This is a genomic window from Streptomyces sp. NPDC087906 (genome assembly GCF_055584925.1).
Map to the genome: position 1 here is coordinate 233,891 of NZ_JBVJLC010000012.1, position 13,552 is coordinate 247,442.

General features: G+C 69.5%; 15 protein-coding genes and 1 tRNA gene. 3 read left to right on the forward strand and 13 right to left on the reverse strand.

Features of this window, described 5'->3' with window-relative positions; all coding sequences use genetic code 11:
• Positions 1-36 precede the first annotated feature (36 nt).
• The 5 genes from ACZ63I_RS29290 to ACZ63I_RS29310 all read right to left on the reverse strand — a co-directional run bounded on the left by ACZ63I_RS29290 (position 37) and on the right by ACZ63I_RS29310 (position 4,401).
• On the reverse strand, positions 37-786 hold the full coding sequence (locus ACZ63I_RS29290; RefSeq protein ID WP_469342169.1) for a phytanoyl-CoA dioxygenase family protein: 750 nt from the start codon (positions 784-786) through the stop codon (positions 37-39).
• Between the two features lie 71 nt (positions 787-857).
• Entirely contained in the window at positions 858-1,751 is an 894-nt protein-coding gene (locus ACZ63I_RS29295) for a DUF4097 family beta strand repeat-containing protein (RefSeq protein ID WP_469342170.1), read from the reverse strand.
• Between the two features lie 28 nt (positions 1,752-1,779).
• Positions 1,780-2,235, reverse strand: coding sequence for a lamin tail domain-containing protein (locus ACZ63I_RS29300; RefSeq protein WP_469342171.1), 456 nt, complete (start codon positions 2,233-2,235; stop codon positions 1,780-1,782).
• Positions 2,236-2,337: 102 nt separating this feature from the next.
• Complete coding sequence (locus ACZ63I_RS29305; protein WP_469342172.1) at positions 2,338-3,186, reverse strand: hypothetical protein; 849 nt, start codon at positions 3,184-3,186, stop codon at positions 2,338-2,340.
• Between the two features lie 33 nt (positions 3,187-3,219).
• The gene (locus tag ACZ63I_RS29310) at positions 3,220-4,401 is read right to left on the reverse strand and encodes a helix-turn-helix domain-containing protein (RefSeq protein ID WP_469342174.1); all 1,182 of its coding nucleotides are present in this window, start codon (positions 4,399-4,401) and stop codon (positions 3,220-3,222) included.
• A 118-nt stretch (positions 4,402-4,519) separates the two neighbouring features.
• Here ACZ63I_RS29310 and ACZ63I_RS29315 point away from each other — a divergent pair, with 118 nt between their 5' ends.
• Positions 4,520-5,428 (forward strand): alpha/beta hydrolase, encoded by a 909-nt coding sequence (locus tag ACZ63I_RS29315; protein WP_469342175.1) that lies wholly within the window; start codon positions 4,520-4,522, stop codon positions 5,426-5,428.
• Between the two features lie 37 nt (positions 5,429-5,465).
• Here the strand turns inward: ACZ63I_RS29315 and ACZ63I_RS29320 are convergent, their stop codons facing one another.
• Entirely contained in the window at positions 5,466-6,149 is a 684-nt protein-coding gene (locus ACZ63I_RS29320) for a hypothetical protein (protein ID WP_469342177.1), read from the reverse strand.
• A 121-nt stretch (positions 6,150-6,270) separates the two neighbouring features.
• Here ACZ63I_RS29320 and ACZ63I_RS29325 point away from each other — a divergent pair, with 121 nt between their 5' ends.
• The gene (locus tag ACZ63I_RS29325) at positions 6,271-6,468 is read left to right on the forward strand and encodes a hypothetical protein (RefSeq protein WP_469342178.1); all 198 of its coding nucleotides are present in this window, start codon (positions 6,271-6,273) and stop codon (positions 6,466-6,468) included.
• Positions 6,469-6,562: 94 nt separating this feature from the next.
• Here ACZ63I_RS29325 and ACZ63I_RS29330 read toward each other — a convergent pair whose 3' ends face one another.
• A complete protein-coding gene (locus ACZ63I_RS29330) occupies positions 6,563-7,288 on the reverse strand; it encodes a DUF4232 domain-containing protein (RefSeq protein WP_469342180.1) in 726 nt (241 codons plus the stop codon).
• A gap of 335 nt (positions 7,289-7,623) precedes the next feature.
• Here ACZ63I_RS29330 and ACZ63I_RS29335 point away from each other — a divergent pair, with 335 nt between their 5' ends.
• Entirely contained in the window at positions 7,624-8,904 is a 1,281-nt protein-coding gene (locus tag ACZ63I_RS29335) for a helix-turn-helix domain-containing protein (protein WP_469342181.1), read from the forward strand.
• A gap of 160 nt (positions 8,905-9,064) precedes the next feature.
• Here the strand turns inward: ACZ63I_RS29335 and ACZ63I_RS29340 are convergent, their stop codons facing one another.
• The 6 genes from ACZ63I_RS29340 to ACZ63I_RS29365 form a co-directional block, all read right to left on the reverse strand.
• Complete coding sequence (locus tag ACZ63I_RS29340; RefSeq protein ID WP_469342182.1) at positions 9,065-10,045, reverse strand: HNH endonuclease; 981 nt, start codon at positions 10,043-10,045, stop codon at positions 9,065-9,067.
• 401 nt (positions 10,046-10,446) lie between these two features.
• Positions 10,447-10,533: transfer RNA gene (locus ACZ63I_RS29345), tRNA-Ser, on the reverse strand.
• A gap of 97 nt (positions 10,534-10,630) precedes the next feature.
• The gene (locus ACZ63I_RS29350) at positions 10,631-11,236 is read right to left on the reverse strand and encodes a GNAT family N-acetyltransferase (RefSeq protein ID WP_469342184.1); all 606 of its coding nucleotides are present in this window, start codon (positions 11,234-11,236) and stop codon (positions 10,631-10,633) included.
• Positions 11,233-12,423 carry a ThiF family adenylyltransferase gene (locus ACZ63I_RS29355; RefSeq protein WP_469342186.1) on the reverse strand — a complete coding sequence of 397 codons (1,191 nt, stop codon included), beginning with the start codon at positions 12,421-12,423 and terminating at the stop codon, positions 11,233-11,235. Before ACZ63I_RS29355 ends, ACZ63I_RS29350 begins: the two co-directional genes overlap by 4 nt.
• A 73-nt stretch (positions 12,424-12,496) precedes the next feature.
• A complete protein-coding gene (locus tag ACZ63I_RS29360) occupies positions 12,497-12,907 on the reverse strand; it encodes a hypothetical protein (protein WP_469342187.1) in 411 nt (136 codons plus the stop codon).
• 146 nt (positions 12,908-13,053) lie between these two features.
• The gene (locus ACZ63I_RS29365) at positions 13,054-13,449 is read right to left on the reverse strand and encodes a hypothetical protein (protein ID WP_469342189.1); all 396 of its coding nucleotides are present in this window, start codon (positions 13,447-13,449) and stop codon (positions 13,054-13,056) included.
• Between the last annotated feature and the right edge of the window lie 103 nt (positions 13,450-13,552).

Genomic DNA, 13,552 nt, shown 5'->3' on the forward strand with positions numbered 1-13,552 from the left:
TCGGCGTATCGCGTACCGCGTACCGCCGTACCTACCTCACGGCCGGAACTCCACGAGCGGGTCGACGACGACGTCCCGCCAGCGGGCGCTGTGTCCGTCGGCCTGGACGCGGTAGTAGACGGTCTCGCGGCGAGCGTCCGCTCCCGTACCGCTTCCTTCGTGGCCGCCGATGTTGTGGGCGAGCAGATAGTGCGCGAGGAGCACACTGCCTGCCGTGCCGACCGCCTGCGTCGGCTCGCCGAGGTCGATCTTCGGATACGGACCGGGGTTCATCTCGTCCAGCCGGGTGAGCGCGTCGGCGCCGCGCTCGGCCAGATACCGGCCGAAGCCCAGATGCGTCCTCGGCCAGATCCACAGGTTGCCGCGGTCCCGTACGACCTGGTCGGTCAGCCACACCCCGGCCAGCAGCGAGAATGTGGCCGCCGGCTGGCCCGGCCGCAGCCCGTCCACATGCGGACCGCCCGGCCAGTGCGGCCAGGGCGGAACGGTCGTCGCGAGCTGGGCGAAGTCGGGCTCCTCCGGAGGCAGTTCGGGTCGCAGCAGTTGCGCGGCGAGGTCGCCTACGCCGACGTCCCGGTAGAAGTCGAGCAGCGGATGCCCCTCCGCGCCGAACCTCGGCCAGAGGAAGTACGGCCCGACATGGCCCTCTTCGTGCGGTTCGGCGGCGAGCATCGTCTCGACGACGGCCCGCCCACGGGCGATCTGCGCGCTGCTCAGCACATCGGGCACCACGACAAAACCCTGCTGCCGGAAGGCCGTTCGCATCTCGTCCGTGAGTGGCGTCATAGCGCCCGAGTGCACCAAACCAACGCCCTTGCGCACAACTGATATTGGCGGGGGCGGCGCGCCCCGACCGGCTACCGGCCGAGGCCCGGGGACGCCGTGACGTCGCCGTTCACCGTACGCAGGGTGATGGTGCGCTTCGCCGAAGCGGGCGGCGGCGGGACGGTCGGGACGGTGATGCGCGGCCGCCCGTTGCCGGTCGTCGCGTCGATGTCGTACGGAGCCGCGTCGTGCGGGACGGTGAGGTCGACGGAGCCGTTGGTGGTCCTGGCGTTGACGTCGGTCGGGGACGTGGCGCAGTCGAGGACGACATCGCCGTTGACGGTCCCCGCACCGAGGTGGGCCGCGCGCAGACCGGTCACCCTGATCGAGCCGTTCCGGGTGGTCAGTGTGACGGAGGCGCGCGTACTGCCGGACTCGACGGCGGTGACGTCGCCGTTGACGGTGGTCAGATGGAGATCGCCGGTGAGGCCGCCGACGTCGATGCCCGCGTTGCGCGCGGAGACGGTGACGGCGGTGCCGTCGGGGACGGTGACGGTGGGCATACGCGTACACCCGGCCCCGTCGTCCCGGTCCGGGTCGTCCCCGTCCCCGCCGTTCCCGCCGTTCCCGCCGTTCCCGCCGTTGCCGCCGTTGCCGCCGTTGCCGTCCGCATCTCCGTCGTCCGCCTGCCCCTGTCCGGGGCAGGCGAGGTCGAGGACGCTGGTGGAGTCGTGGTGCGACCAGTGGGCGGTGATGTGCCCGTCGAGGGAGACGTCGTGGGCGTCCGTCGGCCTGAGCCGTACGCCGTTCTCGGTATCGATGACGAGCCGGCCGCCGGCCGGGATGGTGGCGGCGGACGCGGCGGCCCCGTTCCCGCCGCCGCGCCCGTCGCCGGGGACGCCCCCGTGCCCGTCCCCGCAGCCCGTCAGCAGCCCGGCGGCGGCCAGAATTCCCAGCGAGATTGCGGCCGTTCGACCTTTGCTCATGCCAGTCGTCTGCCCGCCGCCGCCGCTGTCAGCACACCTTGGATGAGACCTTTGCCGAGTTGTACGAGCAGGTGTCGGCGACGGCGCCGTTCGCCTTCTTGAACGTCGCCTTGTCCTTGTCGTTGTTCCAGACGTACGCGGCCCGCCCCTGGTAGCGGTGCGCGGACGTGTTGGTGCCCTTGCCGGTGTGCACGGTGACGGTCTTGCCCTTGCCGAGCGTGAACGTACCGAAGGTGTACTTGTGCGCGGACGCGTCCACCAGCGTCCAGCCCTTGAGGCTCACGGCCTTTGTCGTGGTGTTCTTGATCTGCACGTACTCGGCGTTGAGGCTCGTGTTGGAACGCGTGTCCGAGCCCGGCGAGTTGTAGTAGATCTTGGTGAGATGGACCGACCCGGCGGCCGCCTGCGCCTGGGCCGGCAGCAGCGCGGCCCCGGCGAGAGCCGTCGCTGCGACGGCGGTGGCGATGGTGCGTATGTTGAGCATGAACGTCCTGTCCTAGAGCCGGGGCACCCCCCACGGGTCCCGGCGGAAGCTCAGAGTACGAACAACACACGCACACCGAGGCGCAGTTACAGAATCCGGACGTCAATCGGATAAACCCGGCGGCCGACCGCCGGGCCTGCCGGGCCTGCCGGGTCCGCCGGGTCCGCCGGGTCCGCCGGGCCCCTCAGGCGTCGACAGTCCCGGATGCCGACTCCGGTCGAACGCCTGCCGGAACTGCGGGAAGCGCACGGACTTCGGATCCAAGACCTCCACCAGGGAGGTCAGTTGCTGCTGAATCCCTTCGATACGGGCGAAGGACGGCCCGGCGTCGTCCGCCAGCCGGTCCACATCGTCGAGCGGCTGCCGGAACCACTCACGGAACTCCTCGTCCGCGTCCAACCGCGCGCAGAACTCCACATACCCCAGACACCGCCGCCCGCCGGGCTCCCCGCCCGGGTGGATCATCAGCTCACCGATCGCCCGCTGATGCGTACGGAAGAGACGTAACTCGTTGCCGTCCGGCGAGATCTGGCTGAGCGCGGACCCGATCTCGGAGATCTTGACCATGACATCGCGGTTGACACGGGAGCGGCCGAGGTCGAGGAACTGCACGTCGCGCCGGAGCATCTCCACCCAGCCGAGATACTCGGCGAGCACGAACACCGTGCTGCGGCGCACGTACTCGCCCTCCTCCGGGGTGCCCCGGGACAGGAAGGAGCTGAGAAATCCGGCTCCGGGCCCGGGTGTCCGGTCGAGCACATGCCCGCGCAGAATGTTGAACAGCCTGCTCTGCAGGTCGAAGGCAGCCCACGCGAGCGAGGCGCCGTACTGGTCCATGAGATTGCGCTGCTCCATGGTCCGCAGCCGCCGCTGCTGCCAGTAGCCGAGTACGGCTGCGGCTGACGCACTGACCACGGCCACAGCGGCGGACAGCAGAGTCACCAGATCCATGGTGACGAACCCCCTTACGTGCACGATGAGCGGTCACCTGTTGTTGAGCAACTGCCAGGTGGTGAGAGCGAGTTTGGCCCGGAGCAGGCCGGTGGGTTCGGTCAGGTCGATGCCGAGGGCCTTGCCGATCTGGTCGAGGCGGCGGGCGATGCTGCTGTGGTGCAGATGGAGGATTTCGGCGGCCCCGCGTTGCGAACCGGTGGTGAGGTAGGCGTCCAGCGTCTTGAGATCCTCCGGATTGCCGACGACGCGGGCGAGCGCGGCCACATCCGCGTTGGCCAGCGCCGCCTCCGCGGGGATCTCCGCCAGCAGGGCCAACGCCCCCAGGTCGGCGTAGTGGACGACCGGCCGCTGCGGGGTGGTGAAGCGCAGCGCAACGCGGGCCTCGCGCCAGGACCGTTCGGGACTGTCGACTCCATCGGGACCGTCGGCCCCATCGGGACTGTCGGCCGCGCCGATGCCGGCTCGTACACCCACCGGGAACCTGCCCCGGTCGACAGCACCGGCCAGGATGACCCCCACCTCGCCGACCCGTGCCGCCTTCACCGGGCGGCCGGCGCAGACCAGGGCGCCGAGTTGGTCGAGCGGGAGCCGCGAGCGTACGGCGACGACGTGGACCGGAGCCCCAGCCGCGAACCCCAGCAGCCGCAACGCCCGTGCGCGCGCCGCCTCGTCGCAGTCGGAGCTGACGACGAGTTCGACGAGGGCGGGATCAGCCATGGTGGTGGCGGCAGGACCGTACCGCTCGACGACCGCGGCGACGGCGATGGCGAGCCGGTCCAGGAGGACGGGATCGAGGAGGGCGGGCGGCCCGGGTCGCTCCAGCCAGACCGTACCGATCTCCTCGTCGTCGAGGATGATCGGAGCGACGGTAGAGGCGAGTTGGGGCGGCCGGGCCGCATGAACAACCGCAGGCGCGACCGCAGGTACGGCCGCGTGGGCGACCACGGGGACGACTCCAGATACGACCCCAGATACGGGCCGGGATACGGCCCCGGATACGGCCAACTCGTCGCCGTCGGCGGAGACGCGGATGGACCGCCCCGTACCGTGCAGCCGAATCCCGGCGACGCACTCGGCCAGTCCCGCCGAGGCGCGGGCGAGCGCGGGGAGATCCACCCGGCGGCGCATGAGCGTGTCGTAGAAGGCGACGACGCGGATCGCGCCCTCGACGTGTGAGTCCAGTTGCGACAGCCGTTCGGCCAGTGCCTCCATGACAGGAGGATAGGACCGCACGGCGGCGAAGCAGAGGCGCCGAACGGTGCGCGATCCGGGCGCGATGCCCGGCACATGGCGGCTGACCCGGCGAAGGGCGACGATGAGGATGGTCGGCATGGATCCCGAACTCGAACCTTTCATCCCGCTGCTCCCGGAAACCGACATGACCGACCCGGTCGCCACCCGCGCGAAGTTCGCCGAACGCGCCGCGGCGAGACCGGCCCCCGAGATCCCGGGCATGCAGATCGAGGACCGCACGGTCCCCGCGACGGTCCCCGGCGACCCGGACGTACCGGTACGCGTCTACCGCCCGCAGCAGGCCCACGGCGCCGTGATCTGGCTGCACGGCGGCGGGTTCGTCTTCGGCGACCTGGACACCGAGCACCCGTGGGCCACCCGCATCGCGGACGGCTCGGGCGCGGTGGTGATCTCGGTGGAGTACCGCCGCTCCCCTGAACACCCGTTCCCCGCCGCGCTGAACGACGCGTACGCCGTACTGAACTGGACCGCCGAACACGCCGCCGAACTCGGCGTCTCCCCCGACCTGATCGCGATCGGCGGCCACAGCGCGGGCGCGGGCCTGGCGGCCGCCGTGGCACTGCGGTCACGCGACGAGCAGGGCCCGCCGATCCGCTTCCAACTCCTCAACCAGCCGGGTCTGGACGACCGGCAGGAAACCTGGTCCCAGCGGAACTTCACGCACACCCCCTGGCACGACCGCGCCAAACTCACCGCGACCTGGCGCTACTACCTGGCGGACCACCCACCCACCCCGTACGCAGCCCCGGCCCGCGCCACGGACCTGTCCGGCCTCCCACCCGCGTACATCGCGAGCGCCGAGTTCGACCCGCTACGCGACGAGGAGATCAACTACGCCCTGCGCCTGCTCCAGGCGGGCGTCTCGGTAGAACTCCACCAGTGGCCGGGGACGTTCCACGGCTCACAGGCGATCCTCTCGGCGGAGATCTCCCAACGCCAGATAGCGGAACTGTCAGCAGCCCTCCGCCGAGCCCTGACGACCTGACCACCTGACCACCACGCGCGCGCAGACTAGGCGTGCATCACTCAGGGGGTACGTGGCCGCCAATAAGCCCCGGAAAGACGACGCGGCCGGCCCCGGTCGTCCGTACCGGTGTATCCCCTGCCGGCTCGACGAGGGTCGCGAGGTCGTTCCATGCCTGCCACGCCCTCTTCCACAGGCCGGGCAGTACCGCCGACTGGACGGCGCCTCGCGACCGGCTCTGCGCTTGGTTACGTTGGCGCCATTCACCGTCGTTACCCCGCCGACGGCTGTTGACGGGCGGTGATGTGGCCAGTTGGAGCAGATGCTCCAACGCCAGCCCGCAGATGGGGTCGCCCATGTCGCTGACCGCCTGCTGCTCCCCCGCAGAGGCATCGGCGACCAGGTCGGGCCACCGAAGGACAACTACCTTCGCCCACAGTTCCGGAGGCACCGTGTTGGCCAAGTGGTGGCTCTCCCCGATCGGAAGGTCTCGAAGGCGTCGCTCGGCCTTCTGCGTCTGTCCTACGTAACAGAGCCCCGCTCCAGGAATGAAGACTCCGTACAGAACCGGCCCTGCCGTGGCCGGCGCCTCGCCGATCGGGTCGGTCAGCAACTGACCGACCCGATGGGCGAACCGGTAGCGACGTTCCTGCCAGTGGGCCAGACGCGTTGCATCGGCCATGAGTGAGTGGAGGGACGTCCGCCAGGCGTCGAACGCGTCCTCGTCCTGTTGATCAGCCACCGGACCAGTCTGTGGCAAGGGAGTCTGTTCGTCACCCCAGTTCAGAGGGGACTTGCGGGGCTAACCCCCGGCTGCATGAAAGTTCGGCGCGTCAGATCCGTACGGACAAGGGAGAAGCCCTGTGCCTACCGACAAGAAGTCGCGCGCCGAGCAGCAGAACCAGAACAAGAACCAGAAGACGGAGCAGCCAGAGCCGTATGCGGAGGTCCGGGTCGGCGAGTCCCGGCTCACTCTGACGAAGCCGACTCTGTGCCGCCTCGCGGGAGTTGGGATCGCCCTCGCGCTCTTCGGGCTGCCGCACGCGCCCTGGATGCTCTGAGCCGTGCCGCGTCCCCGAAGGCTGGCAAGCAATGCGCCTTCGGCGACGCGGGGGGGGGCCGACCGACACCACGGTGCGCTTCGCGGCAGTTACGTCACCAGGTGAGGGCGTCGGCCATGTTCGCCTGCCAGTACGTCACGGCGGTGTCGTCGGCGATCCGCGTCCCCGCCGGGAGGGTGATCGGGGCAGAGGCGGCGCCCACCGAGCCCTGGTTGTCGCGGCCGGGGAAGGAGACGGTCAGCTTCTTCGCCGGGGTCTTCGGGTTCCCGTCGCCGTTCAGCGAGATCGAGGCGTAGGCCGCCTCTCCCGGCGCGAGCGTGACGACGGCCTGCGGCTGACTCTCGTCGATGATCTGGGCCGCGGCCTGGGCCTCGTCGAAGCGGAGGAAGGGGGCGTAGTAGGCGTTGCAGTTCTTGCCGCCGGTGTTGACGACCGTCAGGAGCAGGTGGTTGATGGGCCGGGTCACCTGGCTGATCTTGACCTTGGTGTTGGAACCGGTGCAGGTGACGTAGTCGGTGCCGGCGCTTCCCTTGCTGTCGCCGCTGCCCTTGCTGCTGACCTGGTCGGCGGGCGCGGGCTGCTTGCTGTCCGTGCCGCCCGTGGCGGCAGTGGACCCCTGGGTGGGAGCGTCGGTAGCCGACGACTCGTGCCCGGCAGACGCACTCGGCCCCGAGGACGCCGCAGTTTCCGCCGAGCCCTCTGCGGCCCCGGCCGACCCTGCCGACCCGGCCGACCCGCCCGACCCGCAAGCGGTGAGCGCGAGGGACGCCACGAGAGCGGCGGCGGAAAGAGTAATGGCGCGGTTACGGATAGTACGCATACGGATGCAGCCCCGTTTCGATGAGGTGAGGGATATCGAGATGGTGGTGACGTGGTCAGTGACGGTTGACGATCGTGATCACGACCGTCGTGCAGACGATCAGGACGATGACGGCCAACCAGTCGACCGGACTGATACGGAGTCGGGTTCTGATGACTGCTCCCCGTTCGGTTGGTGCTGCACTCACCTTGCGGGGCGGCCGGAAGCGCCCGCAACCGACAGCGGACAATGGGGGATGCTGGAACGCTCACGCATAACCTGACCTGGGGATATGCAGTCTCCCTGGAACGCGTTCCTGGGACGGTCCCGCAGGGACGACGAGGAGGAACAAACGGGTGGCGACGACCGAGGCCGACGCTTTCGCGGAACTGCTCAGGAAGCTGAAGGACCGCTCGGGACATAGCTACGGCGTCCTCGCGGCCAAGCTCCATGTGAGTACGTCCACGCTGCACCGCTACTGCAACGGGGACGCCGTACCGACCGACTACGCGTCGGTGGAGCGGCTCGCCCGGCTGTGCGGGGCGAACGCCGACGAGCTGGTCGAGCTGCACCGCCGGTGGATCATCGCGGACGAGGCAAGACGCAGGGCTCGCTCGGCGACGCCCGCCCCGGAGCCCCCAGCCCCGTCCAAGCCCAACGCACCAGCACCAGCACCCGCACCCGCCCCGACCCCGGCGAAGCCCCCCGCCGACGACCATCAGCCCGGCGACTCCGAACCCCGCACGAAACGCCGCCGCCTCCACCTGACCCTCGCCGCGGTGGCGGTCGCGGCGGTCGCCGTCCCGGCGGTCGTCTACGGCATAGGGGCAACGGCGGAGACGGACGACCGCGCGGCGGCGACGGCGGTATCGGAAAGCCCGGAGCAAAAACCCGGCGACGACACCTCGCCCTCGCCCTCACCCTCCGCATCGCGCAGCAACCAAAAGAAGACACCGTCCGCGGCCCCACCCTCCGCCGCCGTCCCGCACCCCTCGCAGCAGAAGCCGGACCCGCCGGCTTCCCACCAGCCGGGCACCGCGGTGCCGGTGGCGGTGTCCACCCGCCCGTACGCCTTCGAGGACCCGTGCAGTCAGCACTACCTCATCGACAGCCCACCCGCGCAGGTCCCGCCGCCCCCCACCGAACAGGACGCCCCCGGCTGGGTCGGCGCACTCGGCGGGGTCGCGAGCGACAACCAGTTCATCGAACTGACAGTGCAGGGCACGGGCAGCGACACCGTCGTACTGACGGCCCTGAACGTGCACATCGTGAAGAGCGACGCCCCCCTCGCCTGGACGGACTACGCGATGGGCGTCGGCTGCGGCGGAGGCGTCTCCACCAAGTCCTTCGCCGTCAACCTGGACGCCGGCCGCCCCAGCACCGCCCCGAAGGCGGGCCAGCGGGACTTCCCGTACAAGGTGAGCGAGTCGGACCCGGAGGTCTTCTACATCTCCGCCAGCTCAAAGACACGCGACGTGAGCTGGTACCTGGAACTGGAATGGTCCAGCGGCCCCCGCACCGGCAAGCTCCTGGTCAACGACCACGGCAAACCCTTCCGCACCAGCGCCTCGACGAACCGCCCGAGATACGACTACCCCCTGGGCGGCTCAGAATGGAAACCAGCCCAACCAGGCTGACAACGAGCACGGCCCGAGAAGGCAGAACAAGCCGGAATCGAACCGACGTCCTCGCGATTTCGGAGACCGCGCGACACCCCCTGCGCTACCGCTCGGCCCCGCCCGTCCGCCGCTGAGCGATCCGGAGCAAACACCGCCGTAAGGCGGTTTGCGCCAACCCTCACCAAGTGGCGAGGGTCGCTGAACAATGCTCTGCGATCGCCTCGCGATCCACCGGGGCATCCTCTGAGATGTGCAGTGGAGATCCGTCCAGGGTGCTGTACAGACTGTGGCCTACCAGGCTCGGTGCGATGCACACGGCCAAGCCCGGTGTGATGGTGAGCAGGCCGCTGTCGAAAAGTCGGTGGATGTCCGCACGCAGCATCAGCCCTTCTTCGACACGATGCCGTTCCGTGCTGGCGAATGGGCGGAGGTGCGCCGCCTCCAGAACCTCTGCCGGAGCCGCGCCTGTAACCGCGCAGATGAACCCGTATTGACGGATCAAGGCCCTGCGAAAGGCATCCTGACCACGTCGAGCCGCTGCTGACGTTCGGCGGCGCCCTCCCGGTAGCTCGAAGGGGTGAGGCCGGTGAGAGTCCGGCGCCCTTCGTCGGCCGGGAAGTCGGACACCGAGAGAGGCCACTGCTTCCAGAGTCCGCTCCCTGTCCATGGCCTTGATGGACTGCTGGTCGGACTTGCTCAAGCTGAGCTCGGCCAACTGCGTCTTGTCCAGGCAGCCTTCGAGAGGTTGCCAAGTCCCCCCGTAGTGAGCCCTGTAGCCCGTGACCCGCAGCGTTTCGACGGCCGGCTCGTCGAACTTGGTCGCGCAGGGACTACATCGATAGCGAGGCCGTTCGGTGGTGCGTTCCTTGAAGCCCGTACTGCGGCATTGAGGACACCTACTACGAAGCTTCTCCTGGCCAGGCAGCACTTGCAACGCTTCCACGTAGGCGACGCCAAGGGCCTCACGCCCGCTCCGTATGACTACCAGATCGCCGACGGCAACGCGGAGATGGTTCCCCACGGTCGAGTCATAGCTGTAGGACTCCTCCACGACATCTTCGTAGCCCGTGTTCCCCTGGAACTGCCGCTCCTCGCCCGCGATAAGGAACGACCAGGCTCTACCACCAGCCTCTGTCGCCAAGTTCTCCACCCCAGTCATGGGGTGATCATACGAGCGACACTGACACGTGCGTTCGAATGCTCGGATCTGCGTGGTGCTGAGCTTCACAGGGGTCGAGGAACGCTGCTGCTCGGCACGCCCTTCTTCCACCGAGCCCAATGCGGGTGGTCGGTCTACGACCACGGCCATGTCGGGCTCCACTTGACTACCAGGACAGCGGTCGTGTGGGTACTTGGTGAACTAGAAACCGCCGCCGGCAACCGCCGGACTCCGTGCACCTCGGGCAAGAGCTACGCAACAGGTGACTCCGCACGCAGCTACGGATCAGAACGATGACCGTGCCCCTCCCGGCCCGACGAGCAGGAAAACACGGGGACTGTCGGGCGGCGCGCCAGAAAACGGTCCCTGACCGGTTCGCCCGGTCAGGGGCCGTTCATCTGCGGTGGGTGTGGGATTTGAACCCACGGTGACATCGCTGCCACGACGGTTTTCAAGACCGTTCCCTTAGGCCGCTCGGGCAACCCACCTTTGCCCCGCCTACCAGCGGTGGAGCGGCTACAGCCTACCGGCTGCGTGACTCGGGTGCGCATGCCTGGGCCACAGGGGGGCCACGGGGCGGGGGCTTCAGACTCGGTCTAGTTGGGGGGTGTTGTCCAGGATGGCCAGTTCGGTTTCGGTGGCCTGGAGTTTCCAGTCCGGGACGACCGTGGCGTACGTGGTGACGTCGTGCCAGCAGCCCTGGGTGTGGAAGAGCTGGCGGAGGGTGGCTTCGGGGCGGAGGCCCGCCGCGTGCATCACCTGCGGCATGTAGTGGTGGTCGCTGCGGTGGCCGGCCCAGATGCGGTGCAGGTTCAAGCGGCCGAAGCCGTAGGCCATCAGCAGGCGGCCCGCTTCGTGGCCGTGGCCGGTCACCGGGGCGCCGGGGAGCAGGGCGAGGCTGGTGAGCATCGCGTTGCTTCCGTAGTCCTCGACGAGCATGCCCATGGTGCCGACGAGGGCGTCGTCGTCCAGGGCGCAGACCGCGAGGGTGTACTTGCGCCGCGGGTGGGTGTGGGGCTGGGCGAGGCTCTGGGCGAAGGTGTCGTGGGCCTTCTCCGCGTCCATGCGGTCGATGCCGAGGAAGCGGGTCAGGACGCGGTGGGTGAGGATGCTCGCGAACGGGTCGTGGTCGCCGGCGTGCAGCTCGCGCAGGCGCAGGTGGTCTCCTCGCAGCTCGGGGACGCGGTTCACAGGGTGGCTCCGTGGGGTGTGGGCAGGGCGGCGGCGGTCCGGGCGGGGATGTGGGAGTCGAGGTCGAGGGAATGGCGGCCCGAGGGCACGGGTTCGCCGAGCAGGATGCGGCGGGCGGTGTCGGTGACCAGGGCGGCGCCGAGCATGACGCCGCCGGCGAGTTGGGGCCAGCTTGAGAGGGTGTGGCCGACGCGGGAGAGGGCGTCGGTCATGGCCGGGCTCAGGCGTTGGTCGTCGACGACGCGGAGCAGGAACCGGAGCGTCTCGGCCTGGTCCAGGCCGCGTACGTCGGCTGCGGTCGTGTCGCCGGTGCGGCCGTGGAAGAGCGGGCGGTCCGGCTCGGTGTCGAAGCGCTCGATGTCGAGCAGCCCGCGGTCGTTGGTGTCCATGAGGACGGGGATCCGCCGGCGGCGCGCGTGCTCGCGGGCGGCGACCTTCACCCACGGGGTGTCGCACTCCTCGATCAGCAGATCCAGGCCCCGGCCGCCGTGGTCGCCGCCGTCGTCGCCACCGCCAGCGCCGCCGCCGTCGCCGCCGTCGAAGAAGTCGTCGACCGTTTCCTCCGTGACGCCGCCGCGGTAGACCTCGATGTCCAGGTAGGGATCCAGCTCGTACATCCGCCGGGCGCACAACAGGCTCTTCTCCAGGCCCAGTTCGTGGACGCCCGCGCGCAGCCGGTTCAGGTTCGACAGGCTCAGCCGGTCGAAGTCCGCCAGCCGGAAGGCGCCGCCGACACCTTCCATCGCGCAGGTCAGCGCGGCGCTGCTGCCGACCGAAAGGCCGATGACACCCACCCGCCGCCGGAGCAGCGTCCGCTGCTGCTCCCGGGTGATCTTGTCGCGGTTGCGGTCGAAGCGCACCAGACGGAACTCGGCTTCGGGCAGTACGTGGACCAACTGGCCCGACCACGGGTACCAGGCCCATCTGCCGTACGCGTCGGGCCGTCCGCCCGTCGTGTCGGCGACGGCGCCGTCCAGGGCCTGCGGAGTAAAGGTTTCTCCAGGTGCCAGGCAGCGCACGAGTTCCGCGACCTGGTCCTTGATCCGGTCATGGATCCCGCGCACGAGCGGCGAGTCCCGGAGAGTGGCCAGAGCGGCGGCGTCAGCGGCGTCCGCCGGGTCCAGCAGCATCGGACGAAACGATTCGCTCAGTTCCGGGTCCGACGCGGAGTGGATGGTGTCGATCACGGCGAGGACGCTAGCAAGCAGGCGATCTTGGACGACGGCACGTCACCCTCGGGGGCACACTCGAATTGATCTTCTACTTGGTCTCCGCGGGCGGGGCGGGCGCGGCGGATGGGGCAGGTGCGGCGGAGAAGGTCGTGTCCGTCGGGGTGCAGGTGGGGGGTCCAGGCATCTGCCGCGGGCCGTTGGCCTGTTGGGTCAGGGATTGGGCCGGCGCCACGTTCTTGAACAGCAGTGTCGTCCGGCCCGCCGGGGTGCCCGAGGTGTCGGTGAAGGCCATGGTGACGCGGTACGTTCCTATGCGCGCCGCCCGGCTCGTCACCCGTACTCGCGCCGTGGGAAGGCCGGTTGCCCCGTCGCGCCGGCAGGACGTGACGGTGACGTCCTGGTCCGGGTAGCGCAGGTGCTCGTGGTTCTGCCCTGTCGCGTAGATGTACAGAGCGATCAGCACCGCCGGGGCCAGGACGAGCAGCACGCCCCCCGTCACGATCAGGGCTTTGCCCCACGCAGGGAGGCGACTTGGTGGCGGGGGCTGGATGTGCGGCGGGTGGGCCGGGTAGGTCGGGCAGGTCGGGGAGATCGGGGAGGTCGGGGAGGTCGGGTACGGGCCTGCTCCCGGCGGTCTCGCGGGGGTCAACCTCGGGGGCGTTTCTGCTTCGTGGCCGCGTAGGCGCGGAATTCGTGCAGGGTGTAGAGCATCCAGCACCAGCCTCTACCCTCGTGCCAGTCCGCGTGCAAGACCACGGGCTCGTCCAGGTGTTGGGCTTTTCTGCGGGCCGCTGTCAGGGCCGCGAGCAGCTCCAGGTGCAGATCCGGGGGGAGTTGGTCGCCCGCGCGGTCGCTACGCATCGCGACGAGAGCAACGCCTGGGCGGTCCAGGCCTGTTGTCTGGGCGACCAGGGTGGTGCGGGACGCGCGGTCGATGCTGAGGCTGCGGATCTCGTCCGCGTGGACCAAGTCGTACGAGTCGGGCGGCAGATGGTCGTAGAGCCGTCCCTCTCTGTTCGTTGCCACCCAGACGTCAGCCATTGGCTCATCCTCGCGCTGTGTCGGCTACTGACCGTCAGGTACTGACCGTCAGCTATCGCCCTTGCGCTCGCCCAGGGTCAGTTGGACGGTCGACTGCTTGCCG

Bases quoted from the DNA above. Each gene is read 5' to 3' on its own strand.
- ACZ63I_RS29365 (WP_469342189.1), bottom strand. From the start codon at position 13,449: ATGGCTGACGTCTGGGTGGCAACGAACAGAGAGGGACGGCTCTACGAC.
- ACZ63I_RS29295 (WP_469342170.1), bottom strand. From the start codon at position 1,751: ATGAGCAAAGGTCGAACGGCCGCAATCTCGCTGGGAATTCTGGCCGCC.
- ACZ63I_RS29315 (WP_469342175.1), top strand. From the start codon at position 4,520: ATGGATCCCGAACTCGAACCTTTCATCCCGCTGCTCCCGGAAACCGAC.
- ACZ63I_RS29300 (WP_469342171.1), bottom strand. From the start codon at position 2,235: ATGCTCAACATACGCACCATCGCCACCGCCGTCGCAGCGACGGCTCTC.
- ACZ63I_RS29290 (WP_469342169.1), bottom strand. From the start codon at position 786: ATGACGCCACTCACGGACGAGATGCGAACGGCCTTCCGGCAGCAGGGT.
- ACZ63I_RS29330 (WP_469342180.1), bottom strand. From the start codon at position 7,288: ATGCGTACTATCCGTAACCGCGCCATTACTCTTTCCGCCGCCGCTCTC.
- ACZ63I_RS29305 (WP_469342172.1), bottom strand. From the start codon at position 3,186: ATGGATCTGGTGACTCTGCTGTCCGCCGCTGTGGCCGTGGTCAGTGCG.
- ACZ63I_RS29340 (WP_469342182.1), bottom strand. From the start codon at position 10,045: ATGACTGGGGTGGAGAACTTGGCGACAGAGGCTGGTGGTAGAGCCTGG.
- ACZ63I_RS29310 (WP_469342174.1), bottom strand. From the start codon at position 4,401: ATGGAGGCACTGGCCGAACGGCTGTCGCAACTGGACTCACACGTCGAG.